The following is a 20,123-nucleotide window of genomic DNA, read 5'->3' on the forward strand; positions in this document are numbered from 1 at the left end:
TCTTCAAGGAGAACTCCCATGCGATTCAAACGACCGCAGGTGCGCTACGCCGATACGCCACAGCCTGCTACTCCGTATCAATCCGCCGCCCAGGTTTGGGACGAGCGCATCGGCTCGGCCCGCGTGCAGGCCAGAAACTGGCGCTTCATGGCCTTTGGCTGCCTCACGCTGGCCGTGCTGATGGCGGGCGGCCTAGTCTGGCGCTCGGCGCAGTCCATCGTCACGCCCTACGTTATCGAGGTGGACAACGCGGGCCAGGTGCGCGCTGTCGGCGAGGCCGCCACGCCCTACAAGCCCAGCGATGCGCAGATCGCCTACCACCTGGGCCGCTTCATCGGCCTGGTGCGCTCGCTGTCCATCGACCCCATCGTGGTGCGGCAGAACTGGCTCGATGCCTACGACTACACGACCGACAAAGGCGCGGTCGTGCTCAACGAGTACGCCCGCACGAATGACCCGTTCGCGCGCATCGGCAAGGAGTCGGTGACGGTGCAGATCACCAGCGTGACCCGCGCCAGCGACACGTCTTTCAACGTGCGCTGGACGGAAACGCGCTTCGTCAATGGCGCGCTGGATCGCACCGAACGCTGGAACGCGGTGATTTCCACGGTGCTGCAAACCCCGCGCACCGAGCAGCGTCTGCGCAAGAACCCCCTGGGCATCTACGTCAACGGGCTGTCGTGGAGCCGCGAACTGGAAGCTAACGAAGGAGCAAAACCATGAATGATCTTTTCCGTAAATCCGCCTTGCCGATCATGTTGCTTGCCCTCGCGGGCTGCGCCACGCAGGGCAAGCCGCCGCCGTCCATTTCGCTCGATGAGCCGGCGCAGGCGCAGCCGCTGCCGGAGCCGCCTGCGCCTGTGGAAGTGGTGGCCGTGCCGCAGGTGCTGCCGATGCCGGCGCAGATGAAACCTGTGCCGGATGCCAAGCCCACGCCGGAACCCGCCGATGAAACCGTGCGTGTGTCCCGCGCCAACGCCGAGGCGCGCATTGCGCCCACGCGCGAGGGCTACGTCAACGCGATCCAGGTCTGGCCCTTCACCGATGGCGCGCTGTATCAGGTCTATGCGGCCGTGGGCCGCGTGACGGTGATCGCGCTCCAGCCCGGCGAGGAACTGGTGACGGTGGCCGCTGGCGATACCGTGCGCTGGATCGTCGGAGACGCATCGAGCGGCAGCGGTGATGCCTTGCGCGTCAATGTGATGGTCAAGCCGATCCGCTCGGGCCTCAAGACCAATCTGGTCATCACGACCAGCCGCAGGACGTACCTGCTGGAATTGACCTCGACCGAGAAGACCTGGATGGCATCGGTGTCCTGGGAGTACCCGAAGGACAAGATGCTGGCTTTGCAGCGCCAGTCGCAGGCGGCCAGTGCCGCCGCGCCGGTCGATGCGGGCCTGTCGCTGGAGAAGATCCGCTTTCGCTACGCGGTCAGCGGCAGCAATCCACCGTGGAAGCCGCTGCGCGCTTTCGACGATGGCGAGAAGGTCTACATCCAGTTTCCGCCGGGCATCGCCCAGGGCGAGCTGCCGCCACTGTTCGTGATCGGTGTGCAGGGCGACGGGCAACTGGTGAACTACCGTTTTCGCTCGCCGTACTACATCGTGGATCGGCTGTTCGGCGCGGCCGAGCTGCGCCTGGGCGGGGACAAGGGCGACGTGGTGCGGATCGAGCGCACGGACGGCACGCGAAGGAACTGACCATGAGCCAGGACGATTCCCCTGATCTTGCACCGCAGACGGGCAAGGTGGCGCCCGAAGCGGTGGCGCTGCGCGCCCAGCCGCGCCCGGTCACGCGCCTGAATCGGCGCACCTTGGCCATCCTCACGGGCGGCCTGTCGGTCGCCGTGCTCGGGGCCACGATCTGGTCGTTGCAGCCGCATCGGCGCGGAGCGGGCGAGCAGACCGAGCTGTACAACGTGGATCGCGTCTCGAAGTCCGAAGGGCTGGACGGCCTGCCTTCGGACTATTCCAAGCTGCCGCCGAAGGTGCCCGAGCTGGGGCCACCGCTGCCGGGCGATCTCGGCCCGGCCATCGTGAAGTCGCAGCAGCCGGTGACGCCGACGTATGCGCCACCGGGCCACGACCCGGAGGATGCGCGACGCAAGGAGGCTGACGCGGCGGCGGGTTCATCGGTGTTCTTCCGCTCGGGCAACCAAGGCAAGGCCACCGCGCCGGTCACGGCGCAAGCCGCTGCGGCTGCACCTGGCAGCGCCTTGGCCGGCTTCGACCCGCTGGCCGCCGGGCCGGCCTCGACAGCAGCGCAGCCCGCCGACCCGACCGCTGTGCAGAATCGACAAGACCAGAAAGAGGCGTTCCTGAAAGGCGGCTCTACGGAAACCCGCAATTCCGGGAATCTGAAAATGCCGTCCTCGCCGTATCAGGTGATGGCCGGGACGGTGATCGCTGGCGCGCTGGTGACAGGCATCAAGTCCGATCTTCCGGGCGACGTGATCGCCACGGTGACGGAGCCGGTCTACGACACGGCCACGGGCAAGTTCCTGCTGATTCCGCAGGGCTCGCGCATCCTGGGCCGCTACAACAGCCAGGTCAGCTATGGACAGAGCCGGGTGCAGGTGGTTTGGAACCGCATCATCCTGCCGGACACGTCCTCGCTGACGCTGGACAACCTCGTCGGCACCGATCCGGCCGGCTATTCGGGCCTGGAAGACGGTGTGGACTACCACTGGAGCCGCATCGTCGCCGGTGCGGCGCTGACGACGCTGCTGGGCATCGGCGCCGAGTTGGCCGCGCCGGAGAACCGGCAGGACGGCAACCGCATCGTGATCGCCGGGCGCGACAGCGCACAGGACAGCATCAACCAGGTCGGGCAGGAGATGACCCGGCGCAACATGAACATCCAGCCGACGCTGACCGAGCGGCCCGGCCTGCCGGTGCGGATCATCGCCAACCGCGATCTGGTGCTGCGTCCGTACCAGCCAATGTTCTTCCAGCGGGGAGCGATGCAATGAGCACGACCAAGAAACTGCGGCTCGGGCCACTGCCCAAGACCGAGAGCGTCAAGCTGACCTTCGCTTGCCCGGCCAGCCTGAGGGCCACCCTCGACCGCTATGCCGCGCTGCACGCGCAGGCATATGGCGAGACCGTCGATGCAACGACGCTTATCCCGCACATGCTGGAGGCGTTCATGGCGGGGGATCGGGGATTCAGGAAGGGCACGGCGACACGGAGCGCGCCAACGAAGCCGACATGATGGCGTCGCGTACCAATGGCATCCGTCGAACGCGCAGCCCCAGGCTGCGCGTTCTTCATTCTCTGGATGCCGCACGCAAAGCCTCTTGGGCTATGATGGTGCGACAGGCCCGCCGTTCCTCGGCAATCCCGCACGCTCCAGCGCGATCCGGCTTTCCCTCCCGACGCTCCTATGTGGCTCCTAGCCCACAAGGCCGCACTTCCGCAAAGTGGCCTGAAAACGAGCTAACCTACTGTCCCATATACGGTTTCAAGCTCTGCGTGATTTGCACGAAGGACTTGACACCAGAACTTTTTTGTCCCGACTGGGGACGGGCCGTACCAATGACGCTATTTTTTAGAGCTTAGAAGCTCTCCCATTCGCCATCCGCATCCGATGCCGCAGGCGTCTTGGCCGGCGCGATCTGGGGGGTGGACACCTTGGCGGCAGCCTTTGTCGGTGTGGGCTTGGCCAGCGTCGCGCGCGCCGGCGTTGCGGCCGGTGTCTTGACTGGGGCGGGCGCTACCGCTGGCGGCGCCACGCGGGCCGGGCTGCGGGGCGCCGCGACGGCGCCATTGCCCACATTGAACACGGCCACTACCTGCGCCAGGCGCTGCGCCTGTTCATGCAGGGCGGCGGCGGCGGCACTGGACTCTTCCACCAGCGCGGCATTTTGCTGCGTCATCTGGTCCAGGTTCGCCACGGCCTGGTTCACCTGGCCGATGCCGTCGCGCTGCTCGGTGGACGAAGCGGTGATCTCGCCGATCAGGTCGCTCACGCGGCGCACGCTGTGCACGATGTCCTGCATGCTCTGGCCGGCCTGCTCCACCTGGGCTGAGCCCGATTGCACGTTGTCCACGCTGGTGGTGATGAGCTGCTTGATCTCCTTGGCGGCCTCGGCGCTGCGCTGCGCCAGGCTGCGCACTTCGCCCGCCACCACGGCAAAGCCGCGGCCCTGCTCGCCCGCGCGTGCGGCTTCCACGGCGGCGTTCAGCGCCAGGATGTTGGTCTGGAAGGCAATGCCATCGATCACACCGATGATGTCGGCGATCTTGCGGCTGGATTCGGTGATCTGCTGCATGCTGGTGACCACCTGGCCCACCACTTCGCCGCCACGCTCTGCGGCCTGCGCGGCGTTGGCGGCGAGTTGGTTGGCCTGGCGCGCGGTGTCGGCCGACTGGGTGACGGTGGCGGTGAGCTCTTCCATGCTGGCGGCCGTCTCTTCGAGGTTGGCCGCGGTCTGCTCGGTTCGCGCAGACAGGTCGTGGTTGCCCGTGGCGATCTGGCTGGACGCCGCCGAGACCGATTCCACGCCCGAGCGCACTTCGCCCACCACGCCGCGCAGACGTGCTCCCATGGCCGACAGCGAGCGCAGCAAGTGGCCCAGTTCGTCACGACGGTCATCGTGCACGTCTTGCGTCAAGTCGCCACCGGCAATCGCGTTAGCCAGCCCCACGGCCCGCTCCAGGGGATGCGTGATGGAGCGCACGAGCAGATTCGCCAGCACCAGGCCCAAGACCACCACCACCGCGGCGATGCCCGCGCCCATCCACATGGCGCGCTGGCGCAAGGCCTGGGCCTCTTGCTTGGCGGCGTCGCGCTGCCGTTCTTGCAGTTGGACGAAGGCGTCCTGTTCGCCCACATAGCGCTCCACGGCGGGCAGCAGTTTGCTGTCCACCAGGGTCAGCGTGCGGGCGAAGTCGCCTTCGGCCCGGGCCTTGGTGGCCTCCGCCAGCGCGTCCAGCACCACCTTGCGGGCGGCGGCCACGCGTTCCATCTGGGCCTTGTCCTCCGCAGAGGAGGCCACAGCCTCCACCTGTTTTTGCAGGGCATTGATGGCCTCGATCCCCTGCTTGGCTTTCTTCTGCAGGCCCGACGCCAGGGTCTCGTCGGCCGAGGCCAGCGCGCTCACGGACTGGTCCACGGCCAGCGTGGTCAGCCCTTTCCAGCGCAGGGCCAGGCTGATGCGGTCTTCGTTGGCCTGCACGATGCGCGCCGCCTCATCATCGAGCTGGGCGGTGTAGGCCAACAGGCCCGCCAGCAAAAGCAGCATGGAGACCAGCAGCCCCAGGACGAGTCCCCACAGTTTGCGGGCGACGGGCAAATGGTTGAAATTCATGTTCTACGCAATCAAGGGCGCCAGGCGCCGTGGGCTGTTGAGGGCCGTGCTGCGATTGGTCGGCAGCAAGGGTAAACCCCCATATTGTCTCATTTACACACATTTAATTACAAACTATCGATCACCGACGCCTCACAACGCCTTTGTCACCCGGTTGTAACCACCACGACAACATGCCCTGCTGGCTCCCCCTAAAATGAAATCGTGTCCATCCTCCTCAATGCCGACCTCCACTGCCACTCCGTGGTGTCTGACGGCACCCTCACACCCGAAGCGCTGGCAGCCCGTGCGCATGCCAACGGTGTAGCGCTGTGGGCGCTGACGGACCATGACGAGATCGGCGGCCAGCACCGCGCCGCCGCCGCCGCGCACGCGCTGGGCATGGACTACCTCACGGGCACAGAGATCTCGGTCACCTTCGCCGACACCACGGTGCATATCGTGGGACTGGGGTTCGACCCGGACAATGCACAACTCGCCCAGGGCCTCGCGGCCACGCGCGGCGGGCGCAGCGAACGGGCACAGGAGATGGCGCAGCAACTCGCGCACGTGGGTATCCGCGGCGCATTCGAAGGGGCGTTGCGCTACGCGGGCAACCCCGAACTGATCTCGCGCACGCACTTTGCCCGCTTCCTCGTGGAGACTGGCGTGTGCCACGACACCTCCGAAGTGTTCCGGCGCTTTCTCACCGAGGGCAACCCCGGCTACGTACCCCACCGCTGGGCCACGCTGGGCAATGCGGTGCGCTGGATCCGCGAGGCCGGCGGCATGGCCGTGATCGCCCATCCTGCACGCTACCGATTCACGGCGAATGAGGAATACGCCTTGTTTTCCGAGTTCAAGCAGCACGGCGGCCAGGGCGTGGAAGTGGTGACCGGCAGCCATACGCCATCCGAATATCCCGTGTACGCCGCCATGGCGCAGGAGTTCGGCATGGCCGCCTCGCGCGGCAGCGACTTCCACAGCCCGAACGAATCACACACCGATCTGGGCGCCCTGCCGGATTTGCCAGGCCAGCTCACCCCCGTGTGGGAGCTGTTGTCCGATCGCATCCTGCGCGCCCCCCGCACCACTGCCGGCTGACCGCCGCGCCCCTCCATGGCCCAATATTTCGAGATCTACGCCGACAACCCGCAGCCGCGCCTGCTCAAGCAGGCCGCCACGCTGCTGGCGAGCGGCGGCATCCTGGCCGTGCCCACCGACTCCAGCTACGCGCTGGTCTGCCGCCTGGACGACAAGGACGCCGTGGACCGGATTCGTCGTATTCGGCAGATCAACGACAAGCACCACCTCACTCTGCTGTGCCGCGACCTGTCGGAGCTGGCCAATTACGCGCATGTGGACAACCGCCAATATCGCCTGCTGAAGTTGGCCACGCCGGGGCCTTACACCTTCATCCTGGACGCCACCAAGGAAGTGCCGCGCCGCGTGAGCCATCCGCAGCGCAAAACCATCGGCCTGCGCGTGCCCGACCGCAAGGGCCTGCAGATGCTGCTGGAGCTGCACGGCGCGCCGCTGCTGGCCACCACACTGATCCCAGCGGGCGAAAGCGAGCCGCTGAACGACCCGCAGGAGATCCGCGAGCGCTTTGAAAAGCAGCTCGATGGCATCCTCGACGCGGGCGGCTGCCCGCTGGAGCCCACCACGGTACTGGACCTCACGCCCATGAATACCGGCGGCGACCCCATCGTGGTGCGCGAAGGTGGCGGCAGCCTGGCCAAGCTGGGGCTTTAAGGGCACGCGCCCGGGCTTGGTGCGTGCCACAGCGGCGAAATACGCCCGACGAAAGAATCAGAACGTTTCAGGCCTCTAGCACCCATCCAGCAAGCGCCAACAGCTACCAAAATAGTAGCAATCAGTCACACCGCCACCAGCCGGCGCAGCCATTGCAGCAGCACCTGCGGCAGTTCCTCGGGCCGCGGCAGCAGCGCGTAGTGATGGGCACCGAACACCATGGGCAGATAGCGGGCCGCCTGGCGATCGATGGTCAGGCAAAACGGCGCAATGCCTTGCAGCCGCGCCTCGGTCACGGCCTGACGCATGTCCTCCAGTCCATAGCGGCCTTCATAGGCGTCGATGTCGTTGGGCTTGCCATCGGACAGCAGCAACAGCAGGCGGTGCGCGGCCGGCTGGCGCATCAGCGTGCTGGTGGCATGGCGCAGCGCGGCGCCGGCGCGCGTGTAGTGCTCGGGCTCCAGACCGGCGATGCGCAGCGCAGCGTCCCGCCCGTAGGGCTGGTCAAAACGCTTGACGTTGCGCACCACCACCCCCTGCGGCCCCTCGCCGGAGAACGCCTGCACCGCAAACGGCGCGCCCATGCCGTCCAGCGCCATGCTCACCAGCAGCAGCGCCTCACGCGCTACGTCAACCACCCGCCGGCCCGGCGCCACCCAGCCGTCGGTGGAGCCGCTCACATCCATGAGTACCAGCACCGCCAGGTCGCGGTGCAGGCGGCGCTCGCTGCGGTACAGGCGCTGGGGCAGCGGCAGGCCCGCGGCAAAGTCTGCGCGCGCCTCGATGCAAGCCTCCAGATCGATCTCGTCGCCGTCGAGCTGGCGGCGCACGGCCACGCGGCGGCTGCGCAATAGCTCGAACCGCCTGCGCACGGCGTGCAGCATGGCCCGGCGCTCATGCAGCGTGGCTTCCAACCAATCGGGCGCGCCCGGGGCTGCGTCGTGCACCCACACGGCGGCGCCGGGGCGGCGGTAGCTGCCGCTGGCGCCGTCCCACTCGGGGTAGTACAGAACGTCGACGCCCGGCGCGGCGGCCGCACCGCCGCCCGCCCGCGCCTGGCGCGCCAGATGCTCCGGCGGGTCATCGGACAGCAGCACCTCCTTGGGACGGCCGGGCGTGGCCACGAGGCGCGCCTCGGGCAGTTCGGACAGCGCATCGGCGAACTCCTCCGCCGCCGTGCTGGCGTCGCGGTCGCTCGGGCGCTGCATGCCCATGGGGTCCGCGGCCTGCTCGTGCGGCTGGGCGGTCTGCACCATCCATGCACCGGGACCGTTCGCGTCGTCCTCATCGGGAAGCGCCTGGCGCACCTGCGGACGGCGCGCCAGACGGGCAGCATGGGTCGTGCCAGAGGCATCCTCTGCGCCGTCCGCCGTGGCGTGCGCAGGCGCGGGGGTAGCCGGCGTGCGCAGCTCGCCCAGCCACTCGTCGACCATGCACCAGCGCTGCTGGCGCGCTGGGGCCGCGGCCGGACGCAGGCGCGAAGCGAGGGCACGTGCATGCGCCAGCACCTGTGGCGCCTGGGCCGGCAGCGATGGCATCAGGCCGGGAGGCCCGGCGCCCGCGGGGGGGCCGGCCAGCAGGGCGTGCACCAGCGACTCCAGGGGTTGCAGGTGCGGCGGCAGCGCTGCCACGGCCGGGCGCGCAGCCAGCATGGCCTGCCGCAGGCGCGCCAGTGGCGCGGCCATGCCCGGCAGGCGCAGGGCCAGCGCGTGGTCGGCGGCATGGGCTTCAAGCAGTGCAAACAACCCCCGCTCGAAACCGTCCGCCGCCTGGGCAGCGTATGCCGGCGCCCCCCGCACTGCGCGCATACCGTGCATCAGCGCGAGCGTGCGGTAGCGTTCGTCGGCGGGGAGCGCGCCTTCCTTCCCCGCTTGCGCACCGGGTATATCCGTCAGCGCGGGGGGCAGCCACAGGTTGGCGCCGTCGGTAGCGGGCACGGCGTCGCGCTGGCTGGGGGCCTCTGCACGCTGCATCCAGCGCGAGAGGAAGGTAGGCGGCGCAGGCGGTTGCGCCGCGCGCAGCTGCAGGCGGATGCCCAGCGCGGCGCTTACCAGCAGGTCCAGGCGCGGCGCCACATCGGCCAGATGCAGCCGGGGTGGGCCGGCCGGCGGGGGGCGGTGGCGGCGCCACAGCGCCTGGGCATAGATCGTGGCATGTCGCGCCGCGTCGGTGATGACGTCCTCGGCCTCGGCCATGGTCAGACGAAGGTGGCGTCGACAAGGTCGCGCATGGCGCCCACCAGCGATGCCTCGTCCGACAGCGGCGCCACGATGGCGTGCAGGCAGGCGCGGCGCAGGTCCACGCCGCGCACCGCCAGCTGCGCGGCCGCCACCAGCAGCCGCGTACTGGGCACCTCGGCCAAGCCACGGTCCTGCAGTGCGCGCAGCCGCGTGGCAAGCTGCACCAGCGCGCGCGCCTCGGGCTCGGCAATACCGCTTTCCTGCGCGACGATGCGCGCCTCTACCTCAGGCGCGGGAAAGCCGAAGTCCAGCGCCACGAAGCGCTGGCGCGTGCTGGGCTTCAGGTCCTTGAGCATGCGCTGGTAGCCGGGGTTGTATGACACGATGAGCCCGAAACCGGGCGCGGCCTCGACCACCTCGCCCGTCTTGTCGATGGGCAGAATGCGCCGGTGGTCGGTGAGCGGGTGCAATACCACCACCGTGTCCTGCCGCGCCTCCACCACTTCGTCCAGGTAGCACAGCGCGCCCTCGCGCACAGCGCGGGTCAGCGGCCCGTCGTGCCACACGGTGCCGCTGCCCTGGATGAGGAAGCGGCCGATCAGGTCGCTGGCGCTCAGGTCGTCATGGCAGGCGATGGTGATGAGCGGGCGCTTCAGGCGCCAGGCCATGTGCTCTACGAAGCGCGTCTTGCCGCAACCTGTGGGTCCCTTGAGCATGACGGCCAGGCCCTGTGCGTGGCACTGCGCGAAGACCTCGATCTCGTCGCCGCTGGGCAGGTAATAGGGGGGCTCCGGCGCAGGGGACGTTGCCGGGCGGGCCATCCCCGCCCCGCCCTGTAGATCAAATCGCTGCAGCACGGTGCGTATCGAGGGGACGGTCCACCGGATCGCTGGCGCTGACCCCCAGCCGCAGCGGGTGGCGGAAGAAATCGATGATGAACAACGCAACGCCAATCGCGAAGATGGACGCAGTGATGACCAGCATGACAAAGTGCACCTGGATCTTGAGTTGCGCATCCAGGTAGCCCATGCCCATGATGCGCTCCAGGTACACCTGCCCAATGCCCGCGGTGGCGAACGACAGCGTCATGCCGAACATGCCCGCCAGCTGCATCCAGAACGACAGGTAGCCCATGGCGGTGCCTTCCTCGGGCCTGCGTGTGAGGGCCGGCTGCGCATAGCTGATCATGGCCATCACGATCATCGCGTAGGCTCCGTAGAACGCCGCGTGCCCGTGCATGGCGGTAATGAGGGTGCCGTGCGTCCACTTGTTCACGCTGGGGAAAGTGTGGGCCAGGCCCAGCAGGCCGGCACCGAACAGCGTGAACACGGCGCTGCCCACCGTCCAGTGCAGCGCCAGCTTGTTGGGGTGGGCCATGCCCGAGCGGCGCATGGCGAAGTAGGCATACATGGCCATGCCCACCAGGGCCACGGGCTCCAGTGCGCTGAAGAAACCCCCGATGGGCAGCCAGTACTGCGGCACGCCCACCCAGTAATAGTGGTGCGCCGTACCCAGGATGCCGGCAATGAACACCAGCCCCACGATGACATAGAGCCACTTTTCCATCACCTCGCGGTCTGCGCCCGACAGGCGGATCAGCAGGTACGCGAGGAAGCCGCCCTGGATCATCTCCCACACGCCTTCCACCCACAGGTGGATGGTCCACCACCGGTAGAAGATGGCCACGGTGTAGTTGTGAAACTCCAGCAACGCCGGAAGGTACAGCACCGCCGCCAGGCCCAGGCCGCCCAGCAGCACACCCTCCGGTGTCGTGAAACGGCCGGACTTGCGGATCGTCATGCCGACGTTGTAGAGGAACATGAGCATCACGATCACGATCACGATCTTGGAGGGCAGCGGCTGCTCCAGCAGCTTGTTGCCCGTGCCCCAGCGGAACAGGTAGCCCACTACCGTGGCCACGCCCATCACCGTCCACAGCACGAGCTGGATGTAGGCCAGCCGTGTGCTGTGCAGTTCGGTGCGCGACTCGTCGGGCACCATCCAGTACGTGGCCCCCATGAAGCCGCACAACACCCAGACGATCAGGATGTTGGTATGGATCATCTTGGTCACGTCGAACGGCAGGATGTACAGCAACGGGTCCGGCCCCAGGTACTTGGTGGCCGACAGCAGGCCGAACACCAGCTGCAGCCCGAACAGGGCCACGGCCACGGCGAAATACCAGTAGGCGACGGATTGGGACTTGTATCTCATGGCGGACTCCGGCGATGGCTGCGGGCGTGCTTACTTCATGGACATCAGGTAGGCCACGAGCTGGTCGATCTGCTCGGCCGTGAGGTCCTTGGCGTAGGTCGTGGGCATGAAAGAGGTCCCATCAGCCGAGTACATGGGCCCGGGCACCAGGTGCGCACTGGGCGAAACGATGGACTCATGCAAGTAGGCCGCCACATCCTTGGCCTGGCCCTTGTAGTCGGCCGAGCCCAGCAGTGCCTCGGTGCGGCCCTTCACACCTGCGAGGGACGGCCCGGCCATATTCACGCCGGGCGCGGTGGAGTGGCAGGCGGTGCAGGCGGGCGTGGCCGTGCGGAATACCCGCTCGCCCAGGGCAATCGGGTCTTCGTTGCCCGACAGCGGGCGCGCACCGGGGGGCGCAGCGATGCCGCCCCGTTCGATCTTCGCGTCGTCCGCCTGCTGCGCGGCGCTGCGGTCAGCCCCCGGCAGTGTGGAGCCCGTCACGAGGATGGGCCGCGGCGGCCATCCCTGGTTGTCCACGTTGCTGACCCAGTCGAAGAAGGCGATGAGTCCGGCAATGTCCTCGTCGCTCAGGTCTTGCTTGGGCATCAGGCGACGGTGGCGCTGCTCGTCGTAGAACTTGGAAGGATCCTTCAGGTAAGCCTTCAGATAAGCCTCGCCGCGCAGCTTGGTGATCTTGGTCAGATCGGGCGCGTAGTAGGCGCCTTCGCCAAAGATGGTGTGGCAGTTGATGCAGTTGTTCTTGTGCCAGACATCCTTGCCGTGCACAACCGCAGGAGTAATGGACTCGGCATTGGTCAGCGCATCGAACTTGCGGTGGCTGTCAAAAGTGAGGAGGAGGAACACCGCCGCCGAGAGGCCCGTGGCGACGATGGCGAAAAGACGCGTCTGGCGCTTGTTCATGGAGCCCTCCCTTTCACACGCCGATGCCAGACCAGTACATGACGGCCATGGTGCCGGCGTAGACCATGGCCACGACCATCAGCAGCACCACGACGAGCGCAAACACCTTCACAGGCAGATACCAGGCATGCATGGGGTGGCCTCCTCTAGCTTGTTGTTTGGGCCGGCGCGCCGTGGGAGCGCGCGCCACTGCCGTGCATGATGACGGCCTGTCCAGCATGCGGCTGTCGGACAACTGCCCGTGCGCTGTCAGACAGGAAGCCGCGGCGCGCATGGGCGACAATCGGCGGGTGCCCATGACCGACCTTATCCAGACCGTCCTCATCTACGCCCTGCCGGTGCTGTTTGCCATCACCGTGCACGAAGCCGCGCACGGCTATGCCGCCCGGCACTTTGGCGACAACACCGCGCTGATGATGGGCCGTATCACGCTCAACCCCCTCAAGCACATCGACCCGGTGGGCACCGTGCTCATGCCGCTGCTGCTGTATTTCGCCACCTCGGGGGCGTTTCTGTTTGGCTATGCCAAGCCCGTGCCGGTGAACTTCAGCCAACTGCGCCACCCCAAGCGCGACATGATCTGGGTGGCGCTGGCGGGTCCCGCATCCAACTTCATCCAGGCCATCGGCTGGGCGCTGCTGCTGGTCGCGCTGGTCGCCACCGGCACTCAGGAGCGCTTCTTCCTGGAGATGGCGCGCGCCGGCATTGCCGTCAACCTCGTGATGTGGGCGTTCAACCTGTTTCCGCTGCCACCCCTGGACGGGGGGCGCATCCTCGTCGGCCTGCTGCCGTGGAAGCAAGCCCATTTTCTCTCGCGCCTCGAACCCTACGGCTTCTTCATCGTGCTCGCACTGGTGGTGGCGGGCGTCGTGGGCGCGCTGTGGCTGCGCCCCCTGATGGCGTTGGGCTACAGCGCCATCAACCTCATGCTGTCGCCACTGGTCGCGGTGCTGCGCTGACCGGCTCCTTCTCTGACTTCCCTCATGCCAAAGACCATCCGCTTCCTCACCGGCATCACCCCCTCGGGCACGCCGCACCTGGGCAACTTCATGGGCTCCATCCGCCCCTCCGTGGCCGCCAGCCGCAACGCAGGCGTAGAGAGCTTCTACTTCCTGGCCGACTACCACGCCCTCATCAAGTGCCAGGAGCCCGAGCGCGTGCACCGCTCCACGCTGGAGATCGCCGCCAGCTGGCTCGCCGCCGGACTGGACCCGCAGCAGGTCACCTTCTACCGTCAGTCCGATATCCCTGAAATTCCTGAGCTGCACTGGTTGCTGACCTGCGTGACCGGCAAGGGGTTGCTCAACCGCGCCCACGCCTACAAGGCCGCACAGGACAAGAACCAGGAAGCCGGCCGCGACCTGGACGACGGCGTGAGCGCAGGGCTGTTCATGTACCCCGTGCTGATGGCGGCCGACATCCTGATGTTCAACGCCCACAAGGTGCCCGTGGGCCGCGACCAGATCCAGCACATCGAGATGGCCCGCGACATGGCGGCCAGCTTCAACCACCTCTACGGCGAACACTTCACGCTGCCCGAGGCGGCCGTCGAGGACAACGTGGCTCTGCTGCTGGGCCTGGACGGGCGCAAGATGAGCAAGAGCTACGACAACACCATTCCGCTGTTCTCGACGCGCGAGCAGTTGAGGAAGCTCATCGGCTCCATCGTCACCGACTCGCGCGCCCCTGGCGAGCCCAAGCAGGTGGAGGGCTCGGCCCTGTTCCAGATCTACCAGGCCTTCGCCACACCCGAAGAGACCGCCGCCATGCGGCGCGCCTATGCGGACGGCATCGCCTGGGGCGACGCCAAGCAGATGCTGTTCGAGCGGATCGACCGCGAAATCGCGCCCATGCGCGCGCGCTATGACGACCTGATGGCCCATCCCGAGAAGGTGGAGGCCGCCCTGCAAATCGGCGCCAAGCGCGCCCGCGCCATCGCCGCCCCCTTCCTGCAGCGCCTGCGCGCCGCCGTAGGCCTGCGCGGCCTGAGTGCCGTCGCCCCCCCCGCACCGGCCACGCAGAAGACCAGCAAGGCCGCCCTGCCAGCGTTCAAGCAATACCGCGAGGCCGACGGCAAGTTTTACTTCAAGCTGGTGGCTGCCGACGGCCGCTTGCTGCTGCAAAGCACGGGTTTCGACGCCCCGCGCGACGCCGGCCAATCCATCGCTCGGCTGCAAAAGGAAGCCGGCGCACTGCAGGCCCTGGCCCCCCTGTTGACGCCGGTGGACGGCGTGCCAGCATCAGAGGTGGAGGCGGCGCTGCTGGCTCTGGCAGCTGCGCAGGAATGAATCCCGGCGCCCGTTGCTATTATTTACATAGCTGCCGGCGCTAGCTCAGCAAGGCACCGGGGGCAAAAATAGCTCGAAATTTGGTCACAAGAGCTGGCCCCAGAAGGGACGCACCAAGAAAAAAGCCTTGCAAGCGACTGGCTTGCAAGGCTTTTTAGTTTGGCGGAGAGGGTGGGATTCGAACCCACGGTAGTGTTGCCACTACGCCTGATTTCGAGTCAGGTACATTCGACCACTCTGCCACCTCTCCTGTGTGTCGAAGCCCGCGATTCTAGCAGGAAATTTCAGACCGGCAGCGTGGCTTGGCCGCCCATGTAGGGGCGCAGCACCTCGGGAATGGTCACGCTGCCGTCCTCGTTCTGGTAGTTCTCCAGCACCGCCACCAGCGTGCGGCCCACGGCCAGGCCAGACCCGTTGAGGGTGTGCACCAGCTCGTTCTTGCCCTGCGCGTTCTTGAAGCGCGCCTGCAGGCGGCGGGCCTGGAAGGCTTCGCAGTTGCTCACCGAACTGATCTCACGGTAGGTGTTCTGGGCGGGCAGCCACACTTCCAGGTCGTAGGTCTTGGCGGCGCCAAAGCCCATGTCGCCCGTACACAGGCTCATCACGCGGTAGGGCAGGCCCAGCTTCTGCAGTACAGCCTCAGCATGGCGGGTCATTTCCTCCAGCGCCTCGTAGCTCTTGTCGGGATGCACGATCTGCACCATCTCGACCTTGTCGAACTGATGCTGGCGGATCATGCCGCGCGTGTCCCGGCCGTAGCTGCCGGCTTCCGACCGAAAGCAGGGCGTATGGGCCGTGAGCTTGAGCGGCAGCTGGGCCTCTGCCAAGACTTCGTCGCGCACGAAGTTGGTCAGGGGCACCTCGCTCGTGGGGATGAGGTACAGCTGCGCGTTGTCGGGTACGGGCTCAGCGTCCTGACCGCCCTTCTGGGCCGCGAAGAGGTCGCCCTCGAACTTGGGCAATTGGCCCGTGCCCTTGAGCGAGTCTGCATTGACGACGTAGGGCACGTAGCACTCGGTGTAGCCGTGCTCCTGGGTCTGCACGTCCAGCATGAACTGCGCCAGGGCCCGGTGCAGGCGCGCGATGCCCCCCTTCATCACCGTGAAGCGCGATCCCGAGAGCTTCACGCCCATGTCGAAGTCCAGGCCCAGCGGCTCGCCCAGGTCCACATGGTCCTTGGGGGTGAAGCCCAGGCTGCGCGGCTGTTGGCCATCGGGGCTCCAGCGGCGCACCTCCACGTTGGCGCTCTCGTCCGAGCCCACGGGCACGCTCTCGTGCGGCAGATTCGGGACGGCGGCCAGCATCGTTTGCAGTTCGCCCTGGATCTGATCTAGCCGGGTGGCAGAACCGTCCAGTTCCGCCTTGATCGCGGCCACCTGGGCTTTCGCAGCCTCGGCGGCGTCCTTCTCACCCTTGCCCATGAGCATGCCGATCTGCTTGGACAGCTGGTTGCGCTGCGACTGCAACTCCTCGGTGCGCATCTGGATGGTCTTGCGCTCGGACTCCAGGGCCTGGAACGCCTCCACATTCAGGAAGGCCTGGGGCTTCTTGCGGGTTTCCAGCCGTGCGACGGCCGATGCGAGGTCTTTGCGAAGGAGGAGGATGTCTAGCATAGGCGGCGATTTTAGTGGCGCAGCCCGGCATGCTAAGAGCGTACTGGGGCGAAAGCCGCGGCGTTTTGCGCCGATAACATGGCAATGCACCATCAATACGGGTGCATTGGCCAGGGGTCAGGAGGCAAAACCATGTTTTTCGTGTTCGGCCCTTCGGGGCAAATCTACCGGGGTGGACCGGACAAGCTGGCGCAGGTGGCGCCGGTGCGGCGCGTGCACCGCCCCCAGGCCCTGCGCACGCGCGCCCTGGACAGCGACGCGGCACCTGTTGCGACCGCAGCCCCTCCCGCCACGGCGCAGACGGCGACGCCCAAGCCCATGCGCCTGCTGGAGGCCGTATCGGCCTATGTACAGACCGAGCAGGGCCCCGCCCAGCCGCGTCAGCCGCTGTCGCGCGTGGGCGACGTGATGACCAGGGGCGCGCTCGCGGTGGCCCCCGATCAGCGGGTGAACGATGCGTGGCAGACGCTGGCCGAGCACGAAATCGCACAGGCCCCCGTGGTGAATGATCAGGGCCAAGTGGTGGGCCTGCTGCTGCGCGCCGACATGGCGCCCCTGGACCTGCTGCCCGAGCCCGGCGCGGTCAAGCAGGCCATTGAGCTCGCGCGCCGGCCGGTCTCCGAAGTGATGGTGAGTCCCGTGCCCACGGTGGCTGCGGACACGGAACTGCGCCGCGTGGCGGGCGTGCTGCTGGACACCGGCCTGCCCGGCCTGCCGGTGACGGATGAGCGCGGGTTGCTCGCGGGTTTCATCTCGCGCACCGACATCCTGCGCGCGGTGGCGGCGGACCCGCCGCTGGACCTGTGGAGTTGAGCCTCAGTCGCCGCTCGCGGGATCGGCGCTGACTTCCTCGTCGGGCAGGCGCGAGGCCAGCACCTTGTCGATGGTCTTGCCATCCATGTCCACCACCTCGAAGCGCCAGCGCTCCCATTGCACCGTGTCGGTGACCTTGGGCAGCTTGCCGGTCAGCAACATGACCATGCCGCTCAGGGTCTGGTAGCGGCCGCGGTCCTCTTCGGGAACGGTGGACAGTTGCAGGCGGTCCTTGAGTTCGGGCACGGGAATGTGGCCATCCAGCAGCCAGCTGCCGTCCTCGCGCTCCACGGCCCAAGAGGTTTCGGGGTCGCGCGGCTGGAACTCGCCCGTGATGGCCTCGATGATGTCCTGCACTGTCACGATGCCCTGCACCTCGCCGTATTCGTCAATGACGAAGGCCATCTGTACGTCGGACTGCCGGAAGTTGTCCAGCAGTTCCATGGCATTGATGGTCTCGGGCACGTACAGCGCCGTCTGCAGCGGCTGGGTCGTCAGGTCGCGCGCCTGGGCGTCGCGCACCGTGCGCGACAGCCACTGGCGCGCGTTGAGCACGCCCAGGATGTTCTCCATGCCGCCGCGCACCACCGGAAAGCGTGCATGGTCGGACTCCTCGATGCGCCGCAGGTTCTCCTCGAAGGGCTCCTCCACATCGAGGAACACCACGTCCGCGCGCGGCACCATGAGCGAGCCGATCTGCCGGTCGTCCAGGCGGAACACGTTGCGCACCATCTGGTGCTCGTGGGACTCGATCACGCCGGCACTCGTGCCCTCGGCCAGCACGGCGTGGATCTCGTCCTCCGTCACGGCACTGGCGGAATACTCCTTCACCCCCAGGGCGCGCAGCAGCCCCTCGGTGGAGATCGACAGCAGGCGCACGAAGGGCTTGGTGGCGAGCGCCAGCCAGTTGATGGGGCGCGCCACGACGCGCGCCACCGTCTCGGGGTAGCTCTGGCCCAGCCGCTTGGGTACCAGCTCGCCGACGACGATCGAGAAGTAGGTGATCAGCACCACCACCAGGCCCGTGGCCAGGTAGCCGGCCAGTTGCGGCTCCACCCCCAGGCCCAGCAGCCACTCGCGCAGCGGCTTGGCCAGGGCCGCCTCGCCCACGATGCCGTTGAGCACGCCGATCGAAGTGATGCCGATCTGGATGGTGGAGAGAAAGCGCGTGGGGTTCTCGCCCAGCTTGGCCGCGGCGATCGCCCCGCTATCGCCCTCATCGATCAGCTTCTGCAGGCGCGTCTTGCGCGCGGAGACCAGCGCCAGCTCGGACATGGCGAACACGCCATTGAGCAGGATGAGGGCGAACAGTATTGCTATTTCCATATGCAGGGGGCCCAGCGTGCCCCCACGGTGTGAAGAAGCGGAAATTGTAAAGAGGCCCACATTCTGCGGGGGATTGGCCATCCGGTGCCACATGCCCCACCCACGCCCAGGCATTGCAATATAGATGCCAAATATGCCCTTAGCGCTTATCCATCAAGCGCGAGCAGCTATCAATAATGAAGCAAAGCTGTCGCAGACAGGGTTTGTGCAGCCCCGCGACGCCCGGGCTTTAGCGGGCGAAGAAGTGCGTTCAGTGTCCGCCCGGGCCGGTTTCGGGCGTGCGCTCGGTGATCTCCAGGCCCGTGGCGGTGTCCAGCTTCAGGCCCTTGGGCAGCGGGAATTTCACGGTTTCCTCGATGCCGTCCAGCTTGCGCACGGCCACCGCGCCCAGTTCCTTGATCCGCGTGATCACGGCCTGCACCAGCACCTCGGGTGCCGACGCACCGGCCGTGAGGCCCACGCGGGAGATGCCGTCAAACCACTCGTGGCGCAGCTCGTCCACGCTGTCGATCATGTAGGCCGGCGTGCCCAGGCGCGCTGCCAGCTCACGCAGGCGGTTGCTGTTGGAGCTGGTGGGGCTGCCCACCACGATCACCAGGTCCACCTGCGGGCTGAGCAGCTTCACCGCGTCCTGGCGGTTCTGCGTGGCGTAGCAGATGTCCTGCTGCTTGGGCTCGCGGATGGAGGGAAAGCGCGCGCGCACGGCGGCGGTGATTTCGGCCGCGTCGTCCACGCTGAGCGTGGTCTGCGTGACCACGGCCAGCTTCTCGGTCTGCGCGGGCTGCACACGGGCCACGTCGGCCACGTCTTCCACCAGGTGGATGCCATGGTCCAACTGGCCCATGGTGCCCTCTACCTCTGGGTGCCCCTTGTGGCCGATCATGATGAACTCGTAGCCTTCCTTGGCCAGCTTGGCCACCTCGACATGCACCTTGGTCACCAGCGGACAGGTGGCGTCGAAGATGGTGAAACCCCGCGCGCGCGCCTCGTCCTGAACAGCGCGGCTCACGCCGTGGGCCGAGAAGATCAGCGTGGCGCCGGGCGGCACCTCGTCCAGGTCCTCGATGAAGATCGCGCCCTTGGCCTTCAGGTCGTTCACCACGTAGGTGTTGTGCACGATCTCGTGGCGCACGTAGATGGGCGCGCCGAACTTGGCAATGGCGCGCTCGACGATCTCGATGGCCCGGTCCACCCCCGCGCAAAAGCCGCGCGGCTCGGCCAGAACGATTTCCTGGGGTTTTTGCATGGCGGCGTCCCGTTCAGAGCACGCCGATGAGCAGCACTTCGAAGGTGACGGGCACGCCCGCCAGCGGGTGGTTGAAGTCAAAGCGCACGGCGCCGTCTTCGCGCACCTCCAGCACCACGCCGGCGTACTGGCCCGTGCCGTCGGGCGTGGGGAACTGCACCACGTCGCCCACGGTGTATTCCTCGTGGGGGTCGCCCAGCTCGTTCAGCAGCTTCTTGGCCACCCATTGCTGCATGTCGGGGTTGCGCTCGCCGAAAGCCTCGCCCGCGGCCAGCTCGAACGTGGCGCGCGCACCCTCGGGCAGGTCGATCAGGCGCTGCTCCAGCGCGGGCGAAAGCTCGCCCGTGCCGACCGACAGCGTGGCGGGCTTGTCCTCGAAGGTATTGATCACGTCACCCGCTGGGCCGGCCAGGCGGTAGTGCAGCGTGAGGAACGAGCCCTGTTGCACAGTGGGCACGGAGGACGAGGATGCGAAGGCGTCTGCGGTCATGAAAG

18 protein-coding genes and 1 tRNA gene are annotated in these 20,123 nt (G+C 67.2%); 9 read left to right on the top strand and 10 right to left on the bottom strand.

What is annotated here, in order from left to right; genetic code table 11:
* Window positions 1-18: 18 nt before the first annotated feature.
* From trbF to PCQ86_RS16070, 4 genes are read left to right on the top strand one after another with little or no spacing between them, the layout of a single operon-like run.
* Window positions 19-723 (top strand): conjugal transfer protein TrbF, encoded by a 705-nt coding sequence (trbF, locus tag PCQ86_RS16055; RefSeq protein WP_003056121.1) that lies wholly within the window; start codon window positions 19-21, stop codon window positions 721-723.
* Window positions 720-1,700 carry a P-type conjugative transfer protein TrbG gene (trbG, locus tag PCQ86_RS16060; RefSeq protein WP_270174188.1) on the top strand — a complete coding sequence of 327 codons (981 nt, stop codon included), beginning with the start codon at window positions 720-722 and terminating at the stop codon, window positions 1,698-1,700. The genes trbF and trbG overlap by 4 nt, the downstream gene beginning before the upstream one ends.
* Window positions 1,701-1,702: 2 nt before the next feature.
* Window positions 1,703-2,971 (top strand): TrbI/VirB10 family protein, encoded by a 1,269-nt coding sequence (locus tag PCQ86_RS16065; RefSeq protein WP_270174189.1) that lies wholly within the window; start codon window positions 1,703-1,705, stop codon window positions 2,969-2,971.
* A complete protein-coding gene (locus PCQ86_RS16070; protein WP_024537615.1) occupies window positions 2,968-3,213 on the top strand; it encodes a DUF2274 domain-containing protein in 246 nt (81 codons plus the stop codon). The genes PCQ86_RS16065 and PCQ86_RS16070 overlap by 4 nt, the downstream gene beginning before the upstream one ends.
* A gap of 343 nt (window positions 3,214-3,556) precedes the next feature.
* On the opposite strand, the gene PCQ86_RS16075 is transcribed toward PCQ86_RS16070, so the two are convergent.
* Window positions 3,557-5,311, bottom strand: coding sequence for a methyl-accepting chemotaxis protein (locus PCQ86_RS16075; protein ID WP_270174190.1), 1,755 nt, complete (start codon window positions 5,309-5,311; stop codon window positions 3,557-3,559).
* A 204-nt stretch (window positions 5,312-5,515) separates the two neighbouring features.
* Between PCQ86_RS16075 and PCQ86_RS16080 the strand changes: the two genes are divergently transcribed.
* On the top strand, window positions 5,516-6,394 hold the full coding sequence (locus PCQ86_RS16080) for a 3',5'-nucleoside bisphosphate phosphatase (RefSeq protein ID WP_270174191.1): 879 nt from the start codon (window positions 5,516-5,518) through the stop codon (window positions 6,392-6,394).
* A 15-nt stretch (window positions 6,395-6,409) separates the two neighbouring features.
* Complete coding sequence (locus PCQ86_RS16085) at window positions 6,410-7,045, top strand: L-threonylcarbamoyladenylate synthase (RefSeq protein WP_270174192.1); 636 nt, start codon at window positions 6,410-6,412, stop codon at window positions 7,043-7,045.
* Between the two features lie 125 nt (window positions 7,046-7,170).
* Here the strand turns inward: PCQ86_RS16085 and PCQ86_RS16090 are convergent, their stop codons facing one another.
* The 4 genes from PCQ86_RS16090 to PCQ86_RS16105 are packed head-to-tail and all read right to left on the bottom strand — an operon-like array spanning window position 7,171 to window position 12,342.
* Window positions 7,171-9,240, bottom strand: coding sequence for a nitric oxide reductase activation protein NorD (locus PCQ86_RS16090; RefSeq protein WP_270174193.1), 2,070 nt, complete (start codon window positions 9,238-9,240; stop codon window positions 7,171-7,173).
* A 2-nt stretch (window positions 9,241-9,242) separates the two neighbouring features.
* A complete protein-coding gene (locus PCQ86_RS16095; RefSeq protein WP_011806537.1) occupies window positions 9,243-10,046 on the bottom strand; it encodes a CbbQ/NirQ/NorQ/GpvN family protein in 804 nt (267 codons plus the stop codon).
* Window positions 10,047-10,065: 19 nt separating this feature from the next.
* Entirely contained in the window at window positions 10,066-11,439 is a 1,374-nt protein-coding gene (locus tag PCQ86_RS16100; RefSeq protein WP_270174194.1) for a cbb3-type cytochrome c oxidase subunit I, read from the bottom strand.
* A gap of 30 nt (window positions 11,440-11,469) precedes the next feature.
* Window positions 11,470-12,342, bottom strand: a complete 873-nt coding sequence (locus tag PCQ86_RS16105; RefSeq protein WP_135148161.1) for a c-type cytochrome — start codon at window positions 12,340-12,342, stop codon at window positions 11,470-11,472.
* Between the two features lie 296 nt (window positions 12,343-12,638).
* On the opposite strand from PCQ86_RS16105, the gene PCQ86_RS16110 reads away from it, so the two are divergent.
* Both PCQ86_RS16110 and PCQ86_RS16115 read left to right on the top strand, forming a co-directional pair.
* Window positions 12,639-13,301 (top strand): site-2 protease family protein, encoded by a 663-nt coding sequence (locus PCQ86_RS16110; RefSeq protein WP_442874438.1) that lies wholly within the window; start codon window positions 12,639-12,641, stop codon window positions 13,299-13,301.
* A 24-nt stretch (window positions 13,302-13,325) separates the two neighbouring features.
* On the top strand, window positions 13,326-14,630 hold the full coding sequence (locus tag PCQ86_RS16115; protein WP_270174195.1) for a tryptophan--tRNA ligase: 1,305 nt from the start codon (window positions 13,326-13,328) through the stop codon (window positions 14,628-14,630).
* Window positions 14,631-14,790: 160 nt separating this feature from the next.
* Here PCQ86_RS16115 and PCQ86_RS16120 read toward each other — a convergent pair.
* Together PCQ86_RS16120 and serS are read right to left on the bottom strand one after the other, a co-directional pair.
* A tRNA-Ser gene (locus PCQ86_RS16120) sits at window positions 14,791-14,880 on the bottom strand.
* Window positions 14,881-14,914: 34 nt separating this feature from the next.
* Window positions 14,915-16,243: a serine--tRNA ligase gene (serS, locus tag PCQ86_RS16125; protein ID WP_088888457.1), complete on the bottom strand. Its 1,329-nt coding sequence runs from the start codon at window positions 16,241-16,243 to the stop codon at window positions 14,915-14,917.
* Window positions 16,244-16,375: 132 nt separating this feature from the next.
* Here serS and PCQ86_RS16130 point away from each other — a divergent pair, with 132 nt between their 5' ends.
* Entirely contained in the window at window positions 16,376-17,056 is a 681-nt protein-coding gene (locus tag PCQ86_RS16130; protein WP_270174196.1) for a CBS domain-containing protein, read from the top strand.
* A 3-nt stretch (window positions 17,057-17,059) separates the two neighbouring features.
* Here PCQ86_RS16130 and PCQ86_RS16135 read toward each other — a convergent pair whose 3' ends face one another.
* The 3 genes from PCQ86_RS16135 to PCQ86_RS16145 form a co-directional block, all read right to left on the bottom strand.
* The gene (locus PCQ86_RS16135) at window positions 17,060-18,382 is read right to left on the bottom strand and encodes a hemolysin family protein (RefSeq protein WP_270174197.1); all 1,323 of its coding nucleotides are present in this window, start codon (window positions 18,380-18,382) and stop codon (window positions 17,060-17,062) included.
* Window positions 18,383-18,632: 250 nt separating this feature from the next.
* On the bottom strand, window positions 18,633-19,628 hold the full coding sequence (gene ispH / locus PCQ86_RS16140) for a 4-hydroxy-3-methylbut-2-enyl diphosphate reductase (protein WP_270174198.1): 996 nt from the start codon (window positions 19,626-19,628) through the stop codon (window positions 18,633-18,635).
* A 13-nt stretch (window positions 19,629-19,641) separates the two neighbouring features.
* Window positions 19,642-20,118: an FKBP-type peptidyl-prolyl cis-trans isomerase gene (locus tag PCQ86_RS16145; protein WP_015914095.1), complete on the bottom strand. Its 477-nt coding sequence runs from the start codon at window positions 20,116-20,118 to the stop codon at window positions 19,642-19,644.
* Between the last annotated feature and the right edge of the window lie 5 nt (window positions 20,119-20,123).

The sequence above is a fragment of the Diaphorobacter sp. ED-3 genome (assembly GCF_027625375.1).
Classification (GTDB): Bacteria; Pseudomonadota; Gammaproteobacteria; order Burkholderiales; family Burkholderiaceae_C; genus Diaphorobacter; species Diaphorobacter nitroreducens.

Coding starts and splice junctions, on each gene's coding strand:
- PCQ86_RS16110 (WP_442874438.1), top strand. CDS start 12,639: ATGACCGACCTTATCCAGACCGTCCTCATCTACGCCCTGCCGGTGCTG.
- trbF (WP_003056121.1), top strand. CDS start 19: ATGCGATTCAAACGACCGCAGGTGCGCTACGCCGATACGCCACAGCCT.
- PCQ86_RS16100 (WP_270174194.1), bottom strand. CDS start 11,439: ATGAGATACAAGTCCCAATCCGTCGCCTACTGGTATTTCGCCGTGGCC.
- PCQ86_RS16065 (WP_270174189.1), top strand. CDS start 1,703: ATGAGCCAGGACGATTCCCCTGATCTTGCACCGCAGACGGGCAAGGTG.
- PCQ86_RS16115 (WP_270174195.1), top strand. CDS start 13,326: ATGCCAAAGACCATCCGCTTCCTCACCGGCATCACCCCCTCGGGCACG.
- PCQ86_RS16130 (WP_270174196.1), top strand. CDS start 16,376: ATGTTTTTCGTGTTCGGCCCTTCGGGGCAAATCTACCGGGGTGGACCG.
- PCQ86_RS16095 (WP_011806537.1), bottom strand. CDS start 10,046: ATGGCCCGCCCGGCAACGTCCCCTGCGCCGGAGCCCCCCTATTACCTG.
- serS (WP_088888457.1), bottom strand. CDS start 16,243: ATGCTAGACATCCTCCTCCTTCGCAAAGACCTCGCATCGGCCGTCGCA.
- PCQ86_RS16075 (WP_270174190.1), bottom strand. CDS start 5,311: ATGAATTTCAACCATTTGCCCGTCGCCCGCAAACTGTGGGGACTCGTC.
- PCQ86_RS16085 (WP_270174192.1), top strand. CDS start 6,410: ATGGCCCAATATTTCGAGATCTACGCCGACAACCCGCAGCCGCGCCTG.
- PCQ86_RS16090 (WP_270174193.1), bottom strand. CDS start 9,240: ATGGCCGAGGCCGAGGACGTCATCACCGACGCGGCGCGACATGCCACG.
- PCQ86_RS16105 (WP_135148161.1), bottom strand. CDS start 12,342: ATGAACAAGCGCCAGACGCGTCTTTTCGCCATCGTCGCCACGGGCCTC.
- trbG (WP_270174188.1), top strand. CDS start 720: ATGAATGATCTTTTCCGTAAATCCGCCTTGCCGATCATGTTGCTTGCC.
- PCQ86_RS16135 (WP_270174197.1), bottom strand. CDS start 18,382: ATGGAAATAGCAATACTGTTCGCCCTCATCCTGCTCAATGGCGTGTTC.
- PCQ86_RS16070 (WP_024537615.1), top strand. CDS start 2,968: ATGAGCACGACCAAGAAACTGCGGCTCGGGCCACTGCCCAAGACCGAG.
- ispH (WP_270174198.1), bottom strand. CDS start 19,628: ATGCAAAAACCCCAGGAAATCGTTCTGGCCGAGCCGCGCGGCTTTTGC.
- PCQ86_RS16145 (WP_015914095.1), bottom strand. CDS start 20,118: ATGACCGCAGACGCCTTCGCATCCTCGTCCTCCGTGCCCACTGTGCAA.